General features: G+C 58.0%; 12 protein-coding genes and 4 tRNA genes. 4 read left to right on the top strand and 12 right to left on the bottom strand.

The window, feature by feature from the left end; translation table 11 throughout:
- Positions 1-60 precede the first annotated feature (60 nt).
- From clpX to H3Z84_RS01005, 7 genes are all read right to left on the bottom strand, one after another.
- Positions 61-1,344, bottom strand: coding sequence for an ATP-dependent Clp protease ATP-binding subunit ClpX (clpX, locus tag H3Z84_RS01035; RefSeq protein WP_199455942.1), 1,284 nt, complete (start codon positions 1,342-1,344; stop codon positions 61-63).
- 76 nt (positions 1,345-1,420) lie between these two features.
- Positions 1,421-2,056, bottom strand: coding sequence for an ATP-dependent Clp endopeptidase proteolytic subunit ClpP (clpP, locus tag H3Z84_RS01030; RefSeq protein WP_199455941.1), 636 nt, complete (start codon positions 2,054-2,056; stop codon positions 1,421-1,423).
- A 174-nt stretch (positions 2,057-2,230) separates the two neighbouring features.
- Positions 2,231-3,535: a trigger factor gene (tig, locus tag H3Z84_RS01025; RefSeq protein WP_199455940.1), complete on the bottom strand. Its 1,305-nt coding sequence runs from the start codon at positions 3,533-3,535 to the stop codon at positions 2,231-2,233.
- A 217-nt stretch (positions 3,536-3,752) separates the two neighbouring features.
- Positions 3,753-3,837, bottom strand: a tRNA-Leu gene (locus H3Z84_RS01020).
- A 66-nt stretch (positions 3,838-3,903) separates the two neighbouring features.
- A tRNA-His gene (locus H3Z84_RS01015) sits at positions 3,904-3,979 on the bottom strand.
- A gap of 88 nt (positions 3,980-4,067) precedes the next feature.
- Positions 4,068-4,144: transfer RNA gene (locus H3Z84_RS01010), tRNA-Arg, on the bottom strand.
- A gap of 33 nt (positions 4,145-4,177) precedes the next feature.
- Positions 4,178-4,254, bottom strand: a tRNA-Pro gene (locus H3Z84_RS01005).
- 225 nt (positions 4,255-4,479) lie between these two features.
- On the opposite strand from H3Z84_RS01005, the gene folD reads away from it, so the two are divergent.
- Positions 4,480-5,340: a bifunctional methylenetetrahydrofolate dehydrogenase/methenyltetrahydrofolate cyclohydrolase FolD gene (gene folD, locus H3Z84_RS01000; RefSeq protein ID WP_058340080.1), complete on the top strand. Its 861-nt coding sequence runs from the start codon at positions 4,480-4,482 to the stop codon at positions 5,338-5,340.
- 121 nt (positions 5,341-5,461) lie between these two features.
- Here folD and H3Z84_RS00995 read toward each other — a convergent pair whose 3' ends face one another.
- The 3 genes from H3Z84_RS00995 to H3Z84_RS00985 form a co-directional block, all read right to left on the bottom strand.
- Complete coding sequence (locus H3Z84_RS00995; RefSeq protein WP_199455939.1) at positions 5,462-7,642, bottom strand: malate synthase G; 2,181 nt, start codon at positions 7,640-7,642, stop codon at positions 5,462-5,464.
- 151 nt (positions 7,643-7,793) lie between these two features.
- Positions 7,794-9,179, bottom strand: a complete 1,386-nt coding sequence (gene cysS, locus H3Z84_RS00990) for a cysteine--tRNA ligase (protein ID WP_058340081.1) — start codon at positions 9,177-9,179, stop codon at positions 7,794-7,796.
- Complete coding sequence (locus H3Z84_RS00985; RefSeq protein WP_058340082.1) at positions 9,179-10,858, bottom strand: glutamine--tRNA ligase/YqeY domain fusion protein; 1,680 nt, start codon at positions 10,856-10,858, stop codon at positions 9,179-9,181. The genes cysS and H3Z84_RS00985 overlap by 1 nt, the downstream gene beginning before the upstream one ends.
- A gap of 160 nt (positions 10,859-11,018) precedes the next feature.
- Between H3Z84_RS00985 and H3Z84_RS00980 the strand changes: the two genes are divergently transcribed.
- Together H3Z84_RS00980 and H3Z84_RS00975 are read left to right on the top strand one after the other, a co-directional pair.
- Positions 11,019-11,519, top strand: coding sequence for a peptidylprolyl isomerase (locus H3Z84_RS00980; RefSeq protein WP_058340083.1), 501 nt, complete (start codon positions 11,019-11,021; stop codon positions 11,517-11,519).
- Positions 11,516-12,241: a UDP-2,3-diacylglucosamine diphosphatase gene (locus H3Z84_RS00975; protein ID WP_199455938.1), complete on the top strand. Its 726-nt coding sequence runs from the start codon at positions 11,516-11,518 to the stop codon at positions 12,239-12,241. Before H3Z84_RS00980 ends, H3Z84_RS00975 begins: the two co-directional genes overlap by 4 nt.
- On the opposite strand, the gene H3Z84_RS00970 is transcribed toward H3Z84_RS00975, so the two are convergent.
- Both H3Z84_RS00970 and H3Z84_RS00965 read right to left on the bottom strand, forming a co-directional pair.
- Positions 12,236-13,069: a hypothetical protein gene (locus H3Z84_RS00970; RefSeq protein ID WP_199455937.1), complete on the bottom strand. Its 834-nt coding sequence runs from the start codon at positions 13,067-13,069 to the stop codon at positions 12,236-12,238. The two genes, H3Z84_RS00975 and H3Z84_RS00970, sit on opposite strands and share 6 nt — an antisense overlap.
- Positions 13,070-13,840: a ferredoxin--NADP reductase gene (locus tag H3Z84_RS00965; RefSeq protein WP_199455936.1), complete on the bottom strand. Its 771-nt coding sequence runs from the start codon at positions 13,838-13,840 to the stop codon at positions 13,070-13,072.
- A gap of 158 nt (positions 13,841-13,998) precedes the next feature.
- On the opposite strand from H3Z84_RS00965, the gene H3Z84_RS00960 reads away from it, so the two are divergent.
- A complete protein-coding gene (locus H3Z84_RS00960) occupies positions 13,999-14,877 on the top strand; it encodes a LysR family transcriptional regulator (RefSeq protein WP_199455935.1) in 879 nt (292 codons plus the stop codon).
- The last annotated feature ends 150 nt before the right edge of the window (positions 14,878-15,027 follow it).

Below are 15,027 nucleotides of genomic sequence, written 5' to 3'. Positions count from 1 at the left end.
AGGCCAATGAAAAAGGGGCGTTGCCGCCCCTTTGTCTGATGCACCATGACGGTCCGGAAATCAGTCTTCCGGTACTGCCTTGGCGTGATCACTGCTGGCGTAGATCTTGAAGGGCTCGGAATCGCCCTTGATCACGCTTTCATCAATCACCACCTTGGACACATCATGCTCGGATGGAATCTGGTACATGGTATCCAGCAGGGTGGCTTCCATGATGGAGCGCAAACCCCGGGCACCGGTCTTGCGTTCCATGGCCTTTCTGGCCACCGCACGCAGGGCGTCTTCCCGGAAATCCAGCTCCACACCTTCCATATCGAACAGCTTCTGGTACTGCTTGGTCAGTGCGTTCTTGGGCTCGGTCAGGATCTGCACCAGGGCCTCTTCGTCCAGCTCGGTCAGGGTTGCCACAACCGGCAAACGACCGACGAACTCGGGAATCAGGCCGAACTTCACAAGGTCTTCGGTTTCCACATCACGGATGATGTCGCCGGTGTTCTTGCTGTCGTCCGGGCTCTTCACCGAAGCGGAGAAACCGATGGAGCTGCGCTCGGACCGTTCCTGAATCACCTTTTCCAGGCCAGCGAAGGCACCACCACAGATAAACAGCATGTTGGTGGTATCAACCTGCAGGAACTCCTGCTGCGGATGCTTGCGGCCACCCTGGGGCGGAACCGATGCTACCGTGCCTTCGATCAGCTTGAGCAGTGCTTGCTGCACACCCTCACCGGATACGTCCCGGGTAATGGAGGGGTTGTCAGACTTGCGGGAAATCTTGTCGATTTCATCGATGTACACAATGCCGCGCTGGGCCTTGTCGACATCGTAGTCGCACTTCTGCAGCAGTTTCTGGATGATGTTTTCAACATCCTCACCCACATAACCGGCTTCGGTCAGCGTGGTGGCATCGGCAATGGTAAACGGCACGTTCAGCATGCGGGCCAGGGTTTCAGCCAGCAGGGTCTTACCGCTACCGGTCGGCCCGATCAGCAAGATGTTACTCTTGCCCAGCTCAACGTCGCTCTTGCCTTCACCATAACGCAGACGCTTGTAGTGGTTGTATACCGCTACAGACAGAACCACCTTGGCGCGATCCTGGCCGATCACATATTCGTTCAGGGTCTCCCGGATTTCCGCAGGAGTGGGCAGCCGGTCGCTGGCCTCTTCCTGGGCATTTTCCTGGATTTCTTCCCGAATAATGTCGTTACACAGGTCTACACACTCGTCGCAGATGAACACCGAGGGCCCTGCAATGAGCTTACGGACTTCATGCTGGCTCTTTCCACAAAACGAGCAGTACAGCAACTTGCCGTTATCGTCGCCTCTGCCGTTTCTTTCATCTGCCATTGAAATACCTCTGTTCTTCGTTGGTCGGCGCCATCAAACAGTACGCCGACCAGGGATGATGCGATGACTTTCAGTATTAGTTATTCGATACGCGCTTATCAAGTACTGTATCGATCAACCCGTACTCCTTCGCCTGGACCGGGTCCATGAAATTATCACGGTCGGTATCACGGGCGATGGTATCCAGGTCCTGGCCGGTATGGTGGGCCAGAATGGAGTTCAGAGTATGGCGAATCTTCAGAATCTCGCGGGTGTGGATCTCGATATCCGTTGCCTGGCCCTGATATCCGCCCAGCGGCTGGTGGATCATCACGCGGGAATTCGGCAGGCAGGCACGCTTGCCCTTGGCACCACCGGAAAGCAGGAAAGCACCCATGCTGGCCGCCTGGCCAATACACAGGGTAGAAACGTCCGGCTTGATGAACTGCATGGTGTCGTAGATCGACATACCCGCAGTTACGGAGCCACCCGGGCTGTTGATGTACAGGTGGATATCTTTGTCCGGGTTTTCGGATTCCAGGAACAGCAACTGGGCAACCACAAGGTTCGCCATGTGATCTTCAACCGGGCCAACCAGGAAAATCACCCGCTCCTTGAGCAGACGTGAATAAATGTCGAAGGAACGCTCTCCACGTGCCGTCTGTTCAATTACCATCGGCACCAGACCGGCGCTGGTTATCATTGTAGGACCATCAAACGGTTTCTGCGTCATGTGCGCCTGAACTCCTTATGGACAATGGGCATGGACTTCTGCGGAGGATATCCTGAATCGGCGATCAGGACACCCCTGAATACTTATACTCTGCCAGCAGTAAGCCCAGATGAAAACAGCCGGACACGCCGGCTGTTTCCAGAAAGCGGCACCGGGCACCAGGCCCGGGCCTGATCAGCGCTGCTGCTGACCAGCGGCTACCGCTTCTTCGTACTTCATTTTCTTCTCGGTCACCTTGGCCTGGGCCAGGACGTGGTCAACCACGGCATCTTCCAGTACAGAAGACTCAACCTGGGCCTTCTGGTCCGGGTTGCTGCTGAAGTGGGCGATAACCTCGTCCGGCTGCTCGTAGGTAGAAGCGATTTCCTGGATTTTCTCTTCAACCTTGGCGTCGTCGGCCTTCAGGTCGTTCTTCTTGACCACTTCCTGGAACAGCAGGCCGGTCTTCACGCGGCGCTTGGCCTGGTCTTCAAAGATTTCCTTCGGCAGCTGCTGGAAGTCAACCTGGCCACCGAAACGCTGAACAGCGTCCTGGCGCAGACGGTCGATTTCCTGGTCTACCAGGGCAGACGGAATGTCCAGCTCGGTGGTAGCCAGCAGGCCTTCAACAACGTCGTTCTTGACCTTGTTGGAAACCGCCTGCTTGAGCTCGCGCTCCATGTTCTTCTTCACTTCCTCACGGAAGGCGGCTTCGTCTTCGGCTTCGATACCGAAACGCTTGAAGAACTCCTGGTCCAGCTCGGGCAGCTGGGGCTCTTCAACCTTGTGGATAGTGATGGCGAACTTGGCAGGCTTACCGGCCAGGTCTTCGTTGTGGTAATCCGCCGGGAATTCTACGTCGATTTCCAGCTCTTCGCCGGCCTTACCGCCAACAATGCCCTTCTCGAAGCCCGGAATCATCTGGCCGGAGCCCAGGGTCAGGCGATGGCCTTCAGCGGAGCCGCCTTCAAACTCTTCACCGTCGATGGAGCCTTTGAAGTCGATGGTCACAACGTCCTTGTTCTTGGACTTGCGCTTCACTTCCTTCATGGTGGCCTGCTGACGACGCAGGTTATCGATCATGGTATCGATGTCTTTGTCAGTCACTTCAGACACCGGCTTCTCGACTTCAACCTTGCTCAGGTCGCCCAGTTCGATTTCCGGCAGCACTTCGAAGATAGCCACGAACTCGAGGTCTTTGCCCTCTTCCATGGTCTTCGGCTCGAACCGCGGCCAGCCGGCCGGGTTAACGTCCTGCTCCTGCAGTGCCTTGATGTAGTTGTCGCGCATAACCTCGCCAACGATTTCCTGGCGGATGCTGTCACCGAAACGACGCTTGACCACGCTCATGGGCACCTTGCCAGGGCGGAAACCGTTCAGGCGAACAGTACGGGCAGTTTCCTGCAGGCGTTTCTGGACCGCCTGGTCGATTTCCTGGGCGGGCACACCAATCGTCATGCGACGCTCGATGTTGGAGGTCGTTTCAACAGACACTTGCATGGAAGATCCTCAAATTACAGATTCTGTATGTGAATGAAAATTAAAACAAAATCCCGGATGAAGCGGTTCACCTCAAAGGGACGCAAAATTAAAGGCCGGTAGTTTATCACGGTTTACCCTGCCGAGAGAATCACCCGACACGCCGGAATAACGGATTGAGACCAGTACCACAACCGGACCGGACAAAAGATGGGGACAAATCAGAAAAAAGAAAGGGTGGTGCGAGAGGAGAGACTTGAACTCTCACGGGTTGCCCCGCTGGAACCTAAATCCAGTGCGTCTACCAATTCCGCCACTCTCGCACATCCGTCGCAGCACCGATCCCGGAACGGGAAGGTCAGAACCGCGGAAACAAACAAGGGGAAAAGTGGGGTGGACGAAGGGGTTCGAACCCTCGACCGCAGGAGTCACAATCCTGAGCTCTACCAACTGAGCTACGTCCACCACATCAGGGAGGTACCTTACGGTACGCATCTGCTTACTTCAACTTTGCTGGTTCGGCGAGTCCGGTGCCAACCTGCTTCGAGCAGTATGGCGCGCCCGGCAGGACTCGAACCTGCGACCATCCGCTTAGAAGGCGGATGCTCTATCCAGCTGAGCTACGGGCGCTTGACCGTTCGCCCACCTGAACATCCAGAAAAATGGTCGGGGTAGAGAGATTCGAACTCCCGACATCCTGCTCCCAAAGCAGGCGCGCTACCAGACTGCGCTATACCCCGTTAACTGAACAACAAGTGCCTCAGCAAAGTTGGCGCGCATATTACCGGCGCCTGAGGCATCCGTCAACACGGATTTTAAAAAACCTGCGTATAACGTTGATTCAGAAGACTGCCTGCCCCGGCAAAAGCTCCCTCCGGGAAGCTACATTGGCGTTCACGCCGAAGCATGAGACAATGCGCGGCCTCACTTCACCACTATTCATGCCCAACCGACAAGACGGAAACATGAGCGCCAAACTGATTAACGGAAAAGACATTGCCGCACAGGTCCGGCAGCGGGTTGCTGCCGGCGTGGAAGCCCGCAAACAGAAGGGGCTTCGTGTACCAGGCCTGGCCGTGGTCCTGGTCGGCAACGATCCCGCCTCGCAGGTTTATGTAGGCAACAAGCGCAAGGCTTGCGAACAGGCCGGTATCCTTTCACTGTCTTACGACCTGCCCGCAGACACCTCCCAGCAGGCTCTGGAAGCCCTGGTAGACGAGCTGAACGAAAACCCGACGGTAGACGGCATCCTGGTACAGCTTCCCCTGCCCTCACACCTGGACGCAGACCCGATCCTGGTAAAAATCCGTCCGGATAAAGATGTGGACGGCTTTCACCCCTACAACATCGGCCGCCTGATGCAGCGCAAGCCCGCCCTGCGCCCCTGCACACCGGCCGGCGTGATTACCCTGCTGGATTCCGTTGGCACACCCTATAAAGGCCAGCACGCGGTGATTGTGGGTGCTTCCAACATCGTCGGCCGCCCCATGTGTATGGAGCTCCTGCTCAAAGGCGCCACCACCACCGTATGCCACCGCTTTACCGACAACTTGGAAAAGTTTGTCAGCGAAGCAGACATCCTGGTCGCCGCCGTGGGCAAACCCGGCATCATCAAGGGCGAATGGGTAAAACCCGGCGCTACGGTGATTGATGTAGGCATTAACCGGATGGCCAACGGAAAACTGTGTGGCGACGTGGACTTTGAGGCGGCAGCCGCGCGGGCCGCTTACATCACCCCGGTTCCCGGTGGTGTGGGGCCCATGACCATTGCCACGCTACTGGAGAACACCTTGTATGCGGCGGATGTGCTGCATTCGGAGGTCTAGATTCTTCGGAGACCGGCGCTTACAGAAGGGTGGGGTCGTACCCCCGCCGGGGGTACGACCCCCTTGTAGCCTGCAAGGCCCATAAAAAACCCCGCCGAGGCGGGGTTTTTTGTGTCCGGTCTTACTGACCGTACTTGGCTTTCGCCTTCTGGCGATAAGCGTGCAGCAGCGGCTCGGTATAGCCGGCCGGCTGTTCGCGACCTTTCAGAACCAGGTCCACAGCCGCCTGGAAGGCAATGCTGTCGTCGAAGTTCGGCGCCATGTTGCGGTACCCGGCATCGCCGGCGTTCTGCTTGTCGACCACGGCAGCCATGCGCTTCATGGTTTCCATGATCTGCTCTTCGGTGCAGATACCGTGGTACAGCCAGTTGGTCAGCAGCTGGGAAGAGATACGCAGGGTTGCGCGGTCTTCCATCAGGCCGATGTCGTTAATATCCGGCACCTTGGAGCAGCCAACGCCGGAATCGATCCAGCGAACTACGTAGCCGAGGATACCCTGGGCGTTGTTGTCCAGCTCTTGCTGGATGTCTTCGGCCGTCAGGGCAGACGGATCTTCCATCACCGGCACCGTCAGGATGTCCTCCAGGGACGCCCGCTCGCGGTTAGCCAGCTCTTTCTGTACGTCGAACACATTCACCTGGTGGTAGTGCGTGGCGTGCAGGGTAGCGGCAGTCGGAGACGGAACCCATGCCGTGTTGGCACCCGCTTTCGGATGACCGATCTTGGCTTCCAGCATGCCAGCCATCAGGTCTGGCATGGCCCACATGCCCTTACCGATCTGGGCAACACCAGACAGGCCGGTTTCCAGGCCGATGTCCACGTTCCACTGCTCGTAGGCGCTGATCCAGGCCGCCTGTTTCATCTCACCCTTACGGATAAACGGACCCAGCTCCATGGAGGTGTGAATCTCGTCGCCGGTACGGTCCAGGAAGCCGGTGTTGATAAACACGGTGCGCTCTTTGGCAGCGTGGATACAGGCTTTCAGGTTAACCGTGGTGCGACGCTCTTCGTCCATAATGCCGACTTTCAGGGTAAAGCGCGGCAGGCCAAGGGCATCTTCAACGCGGCCGAAGAATTCGTTGGTGAAGGCCACTTCTTCCGGGCCGTGCTGCTTGGGCTTAACAATGTACACAGAACCCTTGGTGCTGTTCTGGAACTTGCCGTCACCCTTCAGGTCGTGGATGGCAATCAGGGACGTAACCAGGCCGTCCATCAGGCCTTCCGGAATCTCGCTGCCGTCTTTCAGCAGGATAGCCGGGTTAGTCATCAGGTGGCCGACGTTACGAACGAACAGCAGGCTGCGGCCCTTCAGGCTAACTTCGCTGCCGTCAGCGCCGGTGTAGCTGCGGTCGCCATTCATGCGACGGGTCATCATCTGACCGCCTTTCTCGAAGGACTCTTCCAGGTCACCCTTCATCAGGCCCAGCCAGTTTTTGTAGGCCAACACCTTGTCATCCGCGTCTACGGCAGCCACGGAGTCTTCGCAGTCCATGATGGTGGTCAGGGCTGATTCCATCAGAACGTCTTTAACGTTGGCACCGTCGTCTTTACCGATCGGATGGCTGGCATCGACCTGGATTTCGCAGTGCATGCCGTTCTTCACCAGCAGAATACCGGTAGGTGCATCGGCAGCGCCGGTGTAACCCACAAAGCCGGACTCGTCTTTCAGGCCGGTCACTTCACCGTTCTGCAGTTTCACCGCCAGCTTGCCGCCGTCGATGTAGTACCTGGCAGCATCGTTATGGCTGCCGGAAGCCAGGGGCGCGGAGCCGTCCAGCAGTTTGCGGGCCCACTCGATAACCTTGGCACCACGAACCGGGTTGTAACCACGGCCTTTCTCGGCACCGCCTTCCTCGGAAATAGCATCGGTGCCGTACAGGGCATCGTACAGGCTACCCCAGCGGGCATTGGCAGCGTTCAGCGCGAAACGGGCGTTCATGATCGGCACAACCAGCTGCGGGCCGGCCATGGTGGCGATTTCCGGGTCTACGTTGGCGGTAGAAATTTTGAAATCCGCCGGCTCGTCAACCAGGTAACCGATTTCTTTCAGGAAGGCCTTGTACTCGGCCATGTCCAGCTTCTGGCCTTTATGGTCACGGTTCCAGGTGTCCATTTTTTCCTGGATCTCGTCGCGCTTGACCAGCAGGTCGCGGTTGCGCGGAGCCAGCTCGTTCACAATCTTGTCGAACTCGGCCCAGAATTTTTCAGCGTCAACGCCGGTACCCGGGATCGCTTCGTTGTTTACGAAATCGTACAGATTCTTGGCGATTTGAATGCCGCCAACTTGAACGCGTTCTGTCATCGTTGCTTGCCTCGATGGGTTATGTTTCCCGACTCCCCCTTAGCGCACCAGGTGCGGGGGCATTAGTATTTGAGCGGCGCATTGTACGTGAAAATCCCTACAAGGTCATTCCCACTCAGCACAATGCGACTTTATGTGTATCAACCGGATCTCAGGCGCGGCGCCAGGTGGTTCCTTCCCGACTGTCATCCAGGATAATGCCCTTGTCCAGCAGCTCATCGCGAATGCGGTCTGCTTCAGCAAAATCCTTTCCCTTGCGCGCGTCGGCGCGGGCCTGGATCATCGCCTCGATATCTTCCGCCGTCAGCTCACTGCCGGTATCCGCCTGGAAGAACGCTTCCGGGTCCTGCTGCAGCAAGCCCAGCACCGCACCCAAACGCACCAGCACGGCCGCACTGCGCTTGGCAGCCTCTTCGTCACCTTCCCGGCGCTGATGATTGATGTCATTAGCTACCGCGTGCAACACAGCAATGGCGCCTGCGGTGTTGAAATCGTCGTCCATAGCCTCGGCAAACCGACGATCATGGTCGGATTCCGGCACATCGGCTTCTTTCGCCGGCGTGATGCCACGCAGGGCGTGATACAGCTTGGTCAGCGTGCGGCCAGCTTCGGCCAGATTGTCTTCGGAATAGTCGACCTGGCTGCGGTAGTGGCTGGACACCAGGAAATAGCGCACCACTTCCGCCGGGTACTTTTCCAGGATCTCGCGAATGGTGAAGAAGTTGCCCAGAGACTTGGACATCTTTTCTTTGTTTACACGAATGGCGCCGGCGTGCATCCAGGTGTGCACAAACTTGTGGCCGGTGGCGCACTCGGACTGGGCAATCTCGTTCTCGTGGTGCGGGAACAGCAGGTCCGGGCCGCCGCCGTGGATATCGAAGGTATCACCCAGACACTTGGTGGACATGGCAGAGCACTCGATGTGCCAGCCCGGGCGACCTTCACCCCAGGGCGACTGCCAGCTCACCTCACCCGGCTTGGCGGCTTTCCACAGGGCAAAGTCCGCCGGGCTGCGCTTGGCTTCCTGCACGTCCACCCGGGCACCTGCCAGCAGGTCCTCCAGCTTCTTCTTGCTGAGCTTGCCGTAATCCGGGAATGAATCCACCGCAAAGTACACATCGCCGTTGTCCGCCGCATAGGCGTGGCCGCCGGAAATCAGGGTCTGGATCATGGCGATGATGTCGTCGATGTAAGCTGTTGCCCGGGGCTCGTCATTGGGCGCCAGCACGCCCAGACGCGCTTCGTCTTCGTGCATCGCGTGGATCATGCGGTCGGTCAGGTCGGTGTAGACCTCACCGTTTTCGTCCGCCCGACGCAGGATCTTGTCGTCGATATCGGTGATGTTGCGCACGTAGTGCACATCATAACCACGGTGGCGCAGGTACCGGGTAATCACATCGAAGGCCACCAGCACCCGGGCATGGCCCAGGTGGCAGTAGTCGTAAACCGTCATGCCGCACACATACATGCGCACCTTGCCCGGCTCGATGGTTTTGAACTCTTCCTTTTGCTGCGTCAGCGTGTTGTAGATGCGCATTACTTGCCTCCCTTACCCCAGGAATCCCTCAGGGTCACGGTACGGTTGAACACCGGCTTGCCGGCCTTGGCGGTCAGTTCCTGGTCGCAGAAGAAATAGCCTTCCCGCTCGAACTGGTAAGGCAGGTCGGTACGCGGCTCGGCCAGGCTTTTCTCTACCCGCGCGCCTTTCAGCACCACCAGGGATTCCGGATTCAGGTGGTCCAGGAAGTCGCCTTCCTTGTCGCTGTCCGGGTTCTCGTGGTTGAACAGACGGTCGTACAGATTGATATCTGACTCAACGCTATCAGTGGCCGACACCCAGTGAATCACGCCATTAGGCTTGTAGCCTTCGGGGTTCACGCCCAGGGTGTTCGGATCGTATTCGCACTTCAGCTCGACAATTTCGCCACTGTCATCACGCACAACCTCTTTGCAGGTCATCACGTAACCACCGCGCAGGCGCACCGCCTGGTCCGGGGCCAGCCGCTTCCACTTGCGTGGCGGCTCGATCACGAAGTCTTCCCGGTCGATGTACAGGGTCTGGCTCCAGGTCACTTCCCGCTCACCCATCTCCGGCTTCTGCGGATGCACCGGCAGGGTCAGGGTTTCAACCTGGTCGGCCGGGTAGTTGGTCAGGGTCACCTTGAGCGGGCGCATCACGCACATGGCGCGGGGCGCCCGGTCGTTCAGGTCTTCGCGAATGGCATATTCCAGCATGCCCACATCCACGGTACCGCCGGCCTTGTTCACACCGATCATGTCGCAGAAACTCCGGATGGATTCCGGGGTGTAACCGCGGCGGCGCATGCCGGAAATAGTCGGCATCCGGGGATCGTTCCAGCCGTCGACCACGTTTTCATCCACCAGCCGCTTCAGCTTGCGCTTGCTGGTGATGGTGTAGTTCAGGTTCAGCCGGGCAAATTCGATCTGCCGCGGGTGGCACGGAATGGTGATGTTATCCAGCACCCAGTCGTACAGCGGCCGGTGATCTTCAAACTCCAGGGTGCACAGGGAATGGGTAATCCCTTCCAGGGCATCGGAAATCGGATGGGTGAAGTCGTACATCGGGTAGATGCACCACTTGCTGCCGGTCTGGTGATGGTCGGCATAGCGAATACGGTACAGGATGGGGTCCCGCATATTGATGTTCGGAGAAGCCATATCAATCTTGGCCCGCAACACCAGCTCGCCGTTCTGGAACTTGCCGTCCCGCATATCCCGGAACAACTGCAGGCTCTCTTCCACCGGACGGTCACGGTAAGGGCTGTTCTTGCCCGGCTCTTTCAGGGAACCCCGGTACTCAGCCATCTGTTCGGCATTCAGCGCGCACACATAGGCCTTGCCCTTCTGGATCAGCTCTTCAGCGAATAAATACAGCTGGTCAAAGTAATCGGAAGCGTAGAGTACTTCGTCTGCCCATTTGTAACCCAGCCACTCGACATCCTGCTTGATGGCGTCGATATACTCCTGGCTTTCTTTTTCCGGGTTGGTGTCATCAAAGCGCAGGTTGCATTCGCCACCGAAGGTTTCGGCAATGCCGAAGTTCAGGCAGATGGACTTGGCGTGACCAACGTGCAGATAACCATTGGGCTCCGGCGGAAAACGGGTAACGACCGTGCCGGTGTGCTCGCCCTTGGCGATGGCATCTTCGATCAGGCTTTGAATAAAGTTGTGGGCTTTCTTCGACTCGGCGCTCATACAATCTCTGTCAACGGGGGATGAAACATGGGAGCAATCCGAAGGCTCCGTGAAACCGCCTATTATACTCACAAATAGTCTCAGGACTCATGCACACAACGAAACTCTTCAGTACAATAGCGACTTTGATCATTCCGACCTCAAACTACAGGAAGCCCTGATGATTCTGCTGAAAACCAACCTCGGTGATATCAAACTGGAACTGGACTACGAAAACGCGCCGGAAACCGCCAAGAACTTCGAGCAGTATGTTCGTGAAGGTTTCTACGATGGCCTGATCTTCCACCGGGTAATCAGCAATTTCATGATCCAGGGCGGCGGCTTCGAGCCGGGCATGACCCCGCGCAAAACCCGCGAGCCGATCCAGAACGAAGCCGACAACGGCCTGAGCAACAAAACCGGCACCATCGCCATGGCCCGCACCATGGACCCGCACTCCGCAACTGCCCAGTTCTTCATCAACGTGCAGGACAACGGCTTCCTGGACCACACTGCCAAGAATGCCGAAGGCTGGGGTTACTGCGTGTTCGGTAAGGTTGTTGACGGCATGGACACGGTGAATCAGATCCGCGCCGTTCGCACCACCATGAACGCCGGCCACCAGGACGTTCCCTTCGAGGACGTGGTTATCGAGAAGGCCGAGGTTCTGGAGGACGCGTGACCACGCTGTTTATCTCCGACCTGCACCTGGAAGAATCGCGCCCGGACATCACGGGCGCTTTTCTCGGGTTCCTGAAAACCCACGCCATGGGTGTGGAGCAGCTGTACATTCTGGGCGACTTCTTTGAAGCCTGGATTGGCGACGACGAACGCACGCCGCTGCAGGAACAGGTAGCTGCGGCACTCCGTGAAGTGCGGGACAGTGGCACAGAGATTTTCCTGATGCACGGCAACCGTGACTTCCTGATCGGCAATGACTACTGCGAGCGGGCCGGCGCCACCCTGCTGGACGACCCTACTGTGATCGACCTGTACGGCACCCCTGCCCTGCTGATGCATGGCGACAGCCTGTGCACCGCCGATGTGGAATACCAGAAGTTCCGGGCCAACATGCGCAATCCGCAGATGCAGAAAATGATGCTGGCCCGCCCACTGGAAGACCGCCAGCAGATGGCGCGACAGCTGCGCCAGATGTCCATGGCCAAGAATCAGGGCAAAGCCGAAGACATCATGGATGTCACGCCCGAAGAAGTGGTGAAAGAGCTTGAACATCATGGCGTACAGCTGATGATCCACGGCCACACTCACCGCCCGGCCATCCATGACCTGGAAGCCAACGGCGAACCCGCCCGGAGGATTGTTCTGGGTGACTGGGACACGCACGTTTGGTGGCTGGAAGCCCGTTCAGGACAGGAACCGGAACTGAAGAAAGTCCCGCTATGATTCGGGGCCGCCCGCCGGCTCCCGATAGGTTTCCAGCCGCTTCAGCCAGCCTGGCAGCCAGCGTTCCCGCTCAATCGGGTTCCCGGCATTCTCTGCCCGCCGGGTAAGCACTCGGCCGGCGGCTTCCCGGAACGACTGCAGTTCCGTTTTATCACCGGCCGCGTCCATCTCCAGCAATACCTGCAACAGCCCCCAGCCTTGACCCTGGTAACGCTCACCTTCCGCCAGCCCCTCGCCCTTGAAGTTCACATAATCCATAAGGGCGTATACGCCGCCGGGGGTGGCACTCAAGGCTTCCAGGCGAGCACTTACCTGCTGCTGGCGATTCTCCGGAGCCGCCGCCACGATCTTGCCCAGAGATTCCGCTGCCCGTCGAAAAATGAACTCCGCCTGAAGCCCCTGGGTTCCTGCCAGAAACTCTCTCAACTCGGCAATCCTCGCAGAATCTTGCAGGGCGAGAAACGCAGCCCGGTCAGGCCAGGGCGCATCGAAGGGCTCGAGGTTGCGCAACCAGTCTGGCACGTTGGCCTGGCGTTGCACCATGTAGCGGATAAGCTGGGGAAAACTTTCTGTGAATCGACCCTCTACCCCCTCCGGATACCAGATAAAGTGCCCGATACCCAGAGACGGAAAGGCTTCGCCTTCATTCCAGTGCACCAGGCAGTCGAACCGGCTGGCGCATTCGTTGGCGAAGATTTTCTGGCCCACCCAGTCCAGCTGGGCAGGCTTAAGAGCCAGCGAGTCCGCCGTCACCGGGTCCCGGTCCGCATCACACCCGGACAAGACCAACAGCATGGCTGTCAGCAACAACGGAATCAGTGGCTTCATTTACTGCTCCACGAATGCCCGCTCGATAACATAGTGGCCCATGTCACCGCCACGGGCTTCTTTAAAGCCCATGTCGTTGAGGATGTTGCAGGTATCCTTGAGCATGCTCGGGCTGCCGCAAATCATGAAGCGGTCCTGCTCTATATCGAAGTCCGGCAGGCCCAGATCCCGCGTGATCTTGCCGGTTTTCATGGCTTCAGTCAGGCGGCCCTGGTTGCGGAACGGCTCCCGGGTAACGGTCGGGTAGTACAGCAGCTTGCCGGACACCATCTCGCCAAAGAATTCATTCTCCGGCAATTCGTCGATCTCTTGCTGGTACGCCAGCTCAGACACGTAGCGCACGCCGTGGGTGAGGATCACCTTATCGAAGGCTTCGTACACTTCCGGGTCTTTGATTATGCTCATAAACGGCGCCAGTCCGGTACCGGTGCTAATCAGCCACAGGTTGCGGCCCGGCAACAGGTTATCCAGCACCAGGGTGCCGGTGGGTTTGCGGCTGACCAGGATCTCGTCACCTACCTTGATCTGCTGCAGGCGGGAAGTCAGCGGGCCATCGGGCACTTTGATAGAGAAGAACTCCAGTTCTTCCTCGTAATTGGCACTGGCGATGCTGTAGGCACGCATCAGCGGCTTGCCATCGGTTTCCAGGCCGATCATCACAAAATGGCCGTTCTTGAAACGGAAGCCCGGGTCCCGGCTGGTTTTGAAACTGAACAAGGTGTCGTTCCAGTGATGCACACTGGTCACGGTTTCTTTCATCATATTGCTCATGGAGCCCTCGCCAGATTATTTGCGGTCAGTCATCAATTGGTAACCAGTTTAACCTTTTGCTTGAAATCGACAAAACAGGCTGTTCTCATAAACCTGTTCGATTTTATCGATAATTTGGCCCCACCCATTAAAAAAGCAGCAAAAGTGCCGGACCAATCATGAAATACAGTTTCCGCCAGCTCGAAGTCTTCCTTGCCGCCGCCCACTTCCAGAACATCACCCGGGCTGCGGAATCCCTGGCCATGTCGCAATCGGCTGCCAGCAGTGCCCTGAAGGAACTGGAGAACCAGTTCGACATCCAGCTGTTCGACCGTGTAGGCAAGCGCCTGCAGCTGAACGAGCTGGGCAGGCTGTACCGGCCCAAGGCCGAGTCCCTGCTGGCCCAGGCCACCGAACTGGAACAGGCCCTGAGCAAGCACTCGGAAGTAGGCGCCCTGAAAGTGGGTGCCACACTGACCATAGGTAACTATCTGGCCGTTGGCGTGATGGCCCAATACATGAATACCCCTACCCGGCCGAAAGTATCGCTGGAAGTGGCCAACACCAGCACCATCGCAAAACGGGTCAGGGACTTTGAGCTGGACATCGGCTTGATTGAAGGCGAACTGCAAGCCTCGGAACTGGAAGTGATCCCCTGGCGGGAAGACCGGCTGGTAGCCTTCTGCTCCCCTACCCACCCGCTGGCAGCAAAGGGCGAACTGACCGACGACGACCTGCGCGCCGCCACCTGGATTTTGCGGGAACAGGGCTCCGGCACCCGCCAGAGCTTCGAGCGCGGCATGCACGGCCTGCTGCCAGACCTGAACGTATTGCTGGAGCTGGAGCACACCGAAGCCATCAAGCGCGCCGTGGAAGCGGACCTGGGCATCGGATGTCTGTCAGAGGTGGTGCTGGCCGATGCCTTCAAACGCGGCAGCCTGGTGCCCCTGAAAGTGCCCCACCGGCAGTTTGACCGGCATTTCTACTTCATCCTTCATAAGCAGAAATACCGAAGTGCCGGGATTGCCCGGTGGATGACCTTATGCCAGGAGCTTTAAAGACTGTTTTTTTGCCACGGAATCCATATATGGTCTCCTCCCCGCTTGCAAGGCCTCAGACGTTGTTGATGAGGGACAGGTTGCTGCCATATATCCGGCCTGTTAACGAGGCGGCGTTGCCGCCTCTGGCCTTGATGAGGATTCGCCGCG

The sequence above is a fragment of the Marinobacter sp. bablab_jr003 genome (genome assembly GCF_016464245.1).
Taxonomy (GTDB): Bacteria; Pseudomonadota; Gammaproteobacteria; order Pseudomonadales; family Oleiphilaceae; genus Marinobacter; species Marinobacter vinifirmus.
This window is presented reverse-complemented; position numbering and strand designations above follow the sequence as displayed.